9 protein-coding genes are annotated in these 6013 nt (G+C 51.9%); 2 read left to right on the forward strand and 7 right to left on the reverse strand.

The annotated features are described in order from the left end of the window. From hscB to trmJ, 7 genes are all read right to left on the reverse strand, one after another. Positions 1-309: Fe-S protein assembly co-chaperone HscB (gene hscB, locus VIN66_RS07020; RefSeq protein ID WP_331923313.1), on the reverse strand; the 309-nt coding region annotated here is incomplete at its 3' end. Between the two features lie 28 nt (positions 310-337). Further along, positions 338-661, reverse strand: a complete 324-nt coding sequence (iscA, locus tag VIN66_RS07025) for an iron-sulfur cluster assembly protein IscA (RefSeq protein WP_331923314.1) — start codon at positions 659-661, stop codon at positions 338-340. 5 nt (positions 662-666) lie between these two features. Further along, on the reverse strand, positions 667-1050 hold the full coding sequence (iscU, locus tag VIN66_RS07030) for a Fe-S cluster assembly scaffold IscU (RefSeq protein WP_134057684.1): 384 nt from the start codon (positions 1048-1050) through the stop codon (positions 667-669). A gap of 30 nt (positions 1051-1080) precedes the next feature. Further along, positions 1081-2295: an IscS subfamily cysteine desulfurase gene (locus VIN66_RS07035; protein ID WP_331923315.1), complete on the reverse strand. Its 1215-nt coding sequence runs from the start codon at positions 2293-2295 to the stop codon at positions 1081-1083. 17 nt (positions 2296-2312) lie between these two features. Then, complete coding sequence (gene iscR, locus VIN66_RS07040) at positions 2313-2795, reverse strand: Fe-S cluster assembly transcriptional regulator IscR (RefSeq protein WP_134057688.1); 483 nt, start codon at positions 2793-2795, stop codon at positions 2313-2315. 104 nt (positions 2796-2899) lie between these two features. Then, positions 2900-3709 (reverse strand): serine O-acetyltransferase, encoded by an 810-nt coding sequence (gene cysE, locus VIN66_RS07045; RefSeq protein ID WP_331923316.1) that lies wholly within the window; start codon positions 3707-3709, stop codon positions 2900-2902. Between the two features lie 3 nt (positions 3710-3712). Then, positions 3713-4453 (reverse strand): tRNA (cytosine(32)/uridine(32)-2'-O)-methyltransferase TrmJ, encoded by a 741-nt coding sequence (gene trmJ / locus VIN66_RS07050; protein ID WP_331923317.1) that lies wholly within the window; start codon positions 4451-4453, stop codon positions 3713-3715. A 168-nt stretch (positions 4454-4621) separates the two neighbouring features. Between trmJ and VIN66_RS07055 the strand changes: the two genes are divergently transcribed. Together VIN66_RS07055 and VIN66_RS07060 are read left to right on the forward strand one after the other, a co-directional pair. Continuing rightward, complete coding sequence (locus VIN66_RS07055) at positions 4622-5449, forward strand: methyltransferase (RefSeq protein ID WP_331923318.1); 828 nt, start codon at positions 4622-4624, stop codon at positions 5447-5449. Between the two features lie 30 nt (positions 5450-5479). Continuing rightward, a partial coding sequence (locus tag VIN66_RS07060) for a phosphoribosylamine--glycine ligase (RefSeq protein ID WP_414709872.1) occupies positions 5480-6013 on the forward strand: 534 nt, incomplete at its 3' end.

Genomic DNA, 6013 nt, shown 5'->3' on the forward strand with positions numbered 1-6013 from the left:
CGCCAGCTGTTCCCGCAGTTCCATTTGCTGCATTAAAAACATCGGATCGGTAAAACTGCGCTGCTCGTGACTTATTTTTAGCCCGCGCAGTGCCAGCAGATGCTCAGCCCTAAGCAATGGCTGCTTCAGGCTATGATACGCATCATTGATATTGGCCGTCTGTTGCACAGCCAGCAGCCGGTCGCGTTCAGAGCCACTACTATGTTGATCCGGATGGAACTGCTTTTGCAGTTTAAGATAACGCGACCCGAGCTCGGTTAAATCGAGATCGAACTTCGCCGGCAGATTAAACAGCTGAAAGTAATTCATCCGGCCCCTGACTAGTTAAAGTACGTGCTTAAACCGTGAAGCTTTCGCCACAGCCACATTCACCGTTAACGTTCGGGTTATTAAACTGGAACCCTTCGTTCAGGCCTTCTTTGACGAAATCCAGCTGGGTACCGTCGATATAGACCAGGCTCTTGCCATCAACAATCAGCTTCAGATTGTCCTGCTCAAACACCTGATCGTCATCGTTTAACGTATCGACAAACTCAAGCACATACGCCAGGCCAGAACAGCCGGTGGTTTTAACGCCTACCCGCAAGCCGATACCTTTACCACGGTTGTGCAGAAAGTTGCGTACCCGATCTGCAGCGGCCGGTGTCATCGAGATCGCCATACTGCTTAGCTCCCGTGCTTTTGCTTATAGTCAGCAATAGCGGCTTTAATCGCATCTTCGGCCAGAATAGAACAGTGAATTTTCACCGGAGGCAACGCCAGTTCCTGCGCAATATCAGTGTTCTTAATCTGCTGGGCTTCATCCAGGCTTTTACCTTTTACCCACTCAGTAACCAGTGAACTGGACGCGATAGCACTGCCGCAGCCATAGGTCTTAAATTTGGCATCTTCAATAATGCCGTCCGCGTTAACTTTGATCTGCAGTTTCATTACGTCACCACAGGCCGGCGCACCGACCATACCGGTAGCCACGCCTGCATCGTCTTTGTCAAAAGACCCCACGTTACGCGGGTTTTCGTAGTGATCGATTACTTTATTACTGTAAGCCATAATAGTTACCTCTGTGTGCAGCCAGCGCGCTTAATGCGCAACCCAGGCTACAGTGTTTAAATCGACGCCATCTTTATACATGTCCCACAATGGCGACATAGCACGCAGTTTTTCAATCGCCTGATGCACAATTTTAATGGTGTGATCAATCTGCTGCTCCGTGGTGTAACGGCCGATACTGAAACGGATAGAACTGTGCGCCAGTTCATCACTCATGCCAAGCGCCCGCAGTACATAAGACGGTTCCAGGCTGGCAGAGGTACAGGCAGAACCCGACGACACGGCGATATCTTTTAACGCCATAATCAGCGACTCGCCTTCAACGTAGTTAAAGCTGATGTTGGTGATCTGAGGTACGCGGTGTTCACGGTTACCATTTAAAAATACCTGTTCGATATCCTTAACGCCTTCCAGCAAGCGGTCGCGCAGCGCGGTAATGCGTTGGTTTTCTTCCGCCATTTCCAGTTTAGCAATGCGAAACGCTTCACCCATACCAACAATCTGATGTGTTGGCAGCGTACCAGAACGCATACCACGCTCATGACCACCACCGTGCATCTGCGCTTCTAAACGGATACGTGGCTTACGGCGCACAAACAAGGCACCGATGCCTTTAGGGCCATACACTTTATGCGCTGAGAACGACATTAAATCCACTTTCAGCGTCTGCAGGTCGATCTCCACTTTACCGGCAGCCTGCGCAGAGTCGACATGGAACACAATGCCTTTGCTGCGACATAACTCACCAATAGCAGCAATATCCTGCACCACGCCGATTTCATTATTGACAAACATGACGCTGATCACAGTGGTGTCGGGGCGAATAGCGGCTTCGAGCATCTCGACGGTAACCATACCATCGGTCTGCGGCTCGAGATAAGTAACGTCGTAGCCTTCGCGCTCGAGCTGACGCATAGTGTCCAGCGTAGCTTTATGTTCGGTTTTAACGGTGATCAGGTGCTTGCCCTTTTTACGGTAAAAATCAGCGGCACCTTTAATCGCCAGGTTATTTGACTCCGTCGCACCTGAGGTAAACACAATTTCGCGCGGGTCAGCATTAACCAGCTCGGCAATCTGACTGCGGGCAATTTCTACCGCTTCTTCCGCTTGCCAGCCAAAACGATGCGAGCGCGACGCCGGGTTACCAAACTCGCCGTCCATTGTTAAAAACTGCATCATTTTTTCTGCTACCCGTGGGTCGACCGGGGTAGTTGCAGCGTAATCCAGATAAATAGGTAGCTTCATTATTTGCTCCGTGTTGCCTACAGCTGGCAGCTGACTTCAATATCAGTTGCCGGATTCTTTACAATGCGGTTGTTCTGCCGCTTCGCCAGGGCCTGAACATCCTGCTGGTTCACCAGCTCACCCAGCGTAATGCCAGTCAGAAAATCTTCGATGCGATGACTCAGATCGCTCCACAGGGTATGCGTTAAACAGCGGGTGCCGCTGTGGCAGTCAGACTTGCCCTGACAACGGGTAGCGTCGACAGACTCGTCAACAGCGCTGATCACATCCGAGACCGATATTGCTGTTGCGTCACGGCCGAGTTGATAACCACCGCCGGGGCCGCGCACACTGCTGACTAACCCTTGTTTACGTAACCGGGCAAACAATTGTTCAAGATAAGACAACGAAATGCCCTGACGCTCGGAGATATCTGCCAGCGGCACCGGCCCGGTTGCTGTGTGTAAGGCTACATCCAGCATAGCCGTTACCGCATAGCGGCCTTTCGACGTTAATCTCATAGTCTGCTCCCTGAAAACACTGGCACTATTTTACTTTCCTGACTGTTTTAGTCAAGTATTAATAACCTACTGCTTTAGTCAGGTATTCAGGGCTAAGGTTCAGTTTAAATATTCGGATCAAAGGCTTCGACATCACGCTTACGCTGCTGCGCAGCCCGCTGTTCGGCCAGCTTAAAGTCTTCTTCTTCAATATCAACCGCCGGTACCTGCTCGCAGACATTGCCGCCGAGCTTGTTGACGCTATGACACAGCTCACCGACTTTGTTGTCGAGAAACTGGATATGATCCAGCATCCGGCCTATGGCATTTGCTACCGGATCCGGGTTATCAGCGGCAACGGCATAGGCATCAAAACCAAACTTCTTTGCCAGCTGTTTACGACCATCACTGACTTCTACATCGGCTTTCGCGACGATGCGGCCAGGGATACCAATGACAGTTGCGCCGGCAGGTACGTCTTTGACGACAACAGCGTTAGAGCCAATACGGGCATTTTCGCCCACCATTAAAGGCCCCAGCACTTTGGCCCCTGCACCTATTACCACACCGTTTGCCAGGGTCGGATGACGCTTGCCCGGATTCCAGCTGGTTCCCCCCAGCGTTACACCATGATACAGCGTCACATCATCACCAATCTCTGCCGTTTCACCAATCACCACGCCCATACCGTGATCGATAAAAAAACGCCGGCCAATCTTGGCGCCGGGGTGAATTTCCACCCCGGTAAGCCAGCGCGCTAGCGTACTTAAAAACCGTGCCAGCCATTTCCAGTTTGCACGCCAAAGCTTGTGGCTGAGTCTGTGCCACCAGATAGCGTGTAAGCCGGGATAATTGGTTAGCACCTCAAAGCTGCTGCGGGCAGCCGGGTCGCGTTCAAACACACTTTTGATATCTTCTCTGATACCGGCAAACATGCTCTACTCCTTGTCACCTTTGGCATTGGCGCCATAACGCTGCACCGACGTTAAAATACCGCGCAGTATATTGTATTCCGCCTCTTCCGGCCGCGCCCGGGTAAACAGGCGCTTCAGCTTCGTCATCACCACGCCCGGATGCTGCTTGATAATAAAGCCGGTTTCATTCAGGGTATCTTCCAGGTGCTGATAAAAACTGGCCAGCTGCTCATTAGTCGGATAGGCAGTTTCGTCGCTGCTGACCGCTGCGGTTTGCGTTTGCAGATACGCCATCCGTACTTCATAAGTGACAATTTGTACCGCCATCGCCAGGTTCAGCGAGCTGTACTCCGGGTTAGCCGGAATACAAACATGGTAATTACACAGCTGCAGCTCTTCATTTGTCAGACCGCTGCTTTCACGGCCAAACACCAGTGCTACCGGATGTGTCGCGGCCTCTTTAACTGCCATCACACCGCATTCACGCGGTTCCAACATCGGCCAGCTTAACGTGCGCGAACGCGCACTGCTACCGATCACCAGCGGGCAATCAGTAATTGCTTGCTGTAGCGTATCAAACACTTTGGCATTGGCCAGAATATCGCTTGCTCCGGCCGACAGCGCATAGGCCTGGCCATCAGGCAGCTCTTTCGGGGCAACCAGGTATAACTGCGACAAGCCCATGGTTTTCATCGCGCGCGCGACCGAGCCGATGTTACCGGTGTGAGTTGTGCCGACAAGAATAATACGGATTTGATCTAACATAAGGCATCCCGCATAAAAGGGCGGGCATTCTACCACAGCCTTAGGCAATTGTTGATGAGAAATTAGCAGTCTGGCCATCCACTCAGTGCGGATTAATCTGCAGCGCGCCTGCTTTTTCTGCAGGCTTTTGCTACACTAGCGCCACTTTTACCACAGGGAACCACGAAGATGAAAACCATAAAACTCGTTACTATGCTGTCTGCTCTTCTGTTAAGCCCGTTAACTCTGGCAGATGATGCCGCCGACGCTTTGCAAATGGCTGTTAAACATCACAATCGCAGCGCTGAGAATGCCGCCAGGGATCAATACCGTCATCCGGTCGAAACACTGGCCTTCTTCGACGTAAAACCAGACAGTACTGTGGTAGAAATTTCCCCCGGCGGTGGCTGGTACACTGAAATTCTGGCACCGCTACTGGCGGCGCACGGTACCTACTACGCCGCGCACTTCCCGGCAGAGACCGATTCAGATTATTACAAGCGCAACCGCGCAGCCTTTGCTGAAAAACTGGCAAGCGATCCTGTCTATAACCGGGTACAGCTAACCGAATTTGCCCCAGGCAACAGCAGTGCCATAGCGCCTGCCGGCAGCGCCGATGTGGTATTGACATTCCGTAACCTGCACAACTGGTATAACAGTGGCGGCAATGACGGCATGGTCGCCATTTTTAAAGACTTTTATAAAGCGTTAAAACCGGGCGGTGTGCTGGGCGTGGTGGAACACCGTTTACCTGCCGACAAAGCAAGCGGTGACTGGGTTAAAACCGGTTATTTCCCACAGCAGCTGGCGATTGAACTGGCGCAAAAAGCCGGGTTTGTTTTTGAAGGCAGTAGCGAAGTCAATGCTAACCCGAAAGATACCGCCGATTACTCAGGTGGCGTCTGGACACTGCCACCGGTACTGCGGTTAAAAGAGCAGGACAGAACCAAATATCTGGCTATTGGTGAGAGCGATCGTATGACGCTTAAATTCCGTAAACCAGCGAAAACAGAATAATTTTTTATTGCATAACAGACGGAAAGTTAAATGAAAGTACTGGTAATTGGCGGCGGTGGCCGCGAACATGCTCTGGCCTGGAAAGCGGCGCAGTCACCACTGGCTAGCAAAGTGTTTGTTGCACCGGGGAATGCCGGCACAGCACGCGAAAGTAAGCTGACCAATGTTGCGATAGCAGCGGATGATGTTAATGCGCTGCTGGCGTTTGCCAAAGCAGAAGACATCGGCCTGACTATCGTCGGCCCCGAAGCGCCACTGGCAAAAGGCGTTGTTGACGCTTTTCGGGCAGAAGGCCTGGCTATTTTTGGCCCAACCCAAGCAGCCGCTCAGCTGGAAAGCTCTAAAGCCTTTGCCAAAGACTTTTTAGCGCGCCACAAGATCCCAACCGCCGCTTACCAGAACTTTACTGAAACCGCACCGGCAAAAGCCTTCGCGCAAACACTTGGCCTGCCTGTTGTTATCAAGGCTGATGGCTTAGCAGCAGGTAAAGGTGTGATCATCGCACAAACGCAGGAAGAAGCCGCTGCGGCCATTGACGATATGCTATCGGGCAATAAGTTTGGC

This window comes from Rheinheimera sp. (assembly GCF_036568245.1).
Taxonomy (GTDB): Bacteria; Pseudomonadota; Gammaproteobacteria; order Enterobacterales; family Alteromonadaceae; genus Alishewanella.

Bases quoted from the DNA above. Each gene is read 5' to 3' on its own strand.
- iscR (WP_134057688.1), bottom strand. From the start codon at position 2,795: ATGAGATTAACGTCGAAAGGCCGCTATGCGGTAACGGCTATGCTGGAT.
- VIN66_RS07055 (WP_331923318.1), top strand. From the start codon at position 4,622: ATGAAAACCATAAAACTCGTTACTATGCTGTCTGCTCTTCTGTTAAGC.
- iscU (WP_134057684.1), bottom strand. From the start codon at position 1,050: ATGGCTTACAGTAATAAAGTAATCGATCACTACGAAAACCCGCGTAAC.
- cysE (WP_331923316.1), bottom strand. From the start codon at position 3,709: ATGTTTGCCGGTATCAGAGAAGATATCAAAAGTGTGTTTGAACGCGAC.
- VIN66_RS07035 (WP_331923315.1), bottom strand. From the start codon at position 2,295: ATGAAGCTACCTATTTATCTGGATTACGCTGCAACTACCCCGGTCGAC.
- trmJ (WP_331923317.1), bottom strand. From the start codon at position 4,453: ATGTTAGATCAAATCCGTATTATTCTTGTCGGCACAACTCACACCGGT.
- iscA (WP_331923314.1), bottom strand. From the start codon at position 661: ATGGCGATCTCGATGACACCGGCCGCTGCAGATCGGGTACGCAACTTT.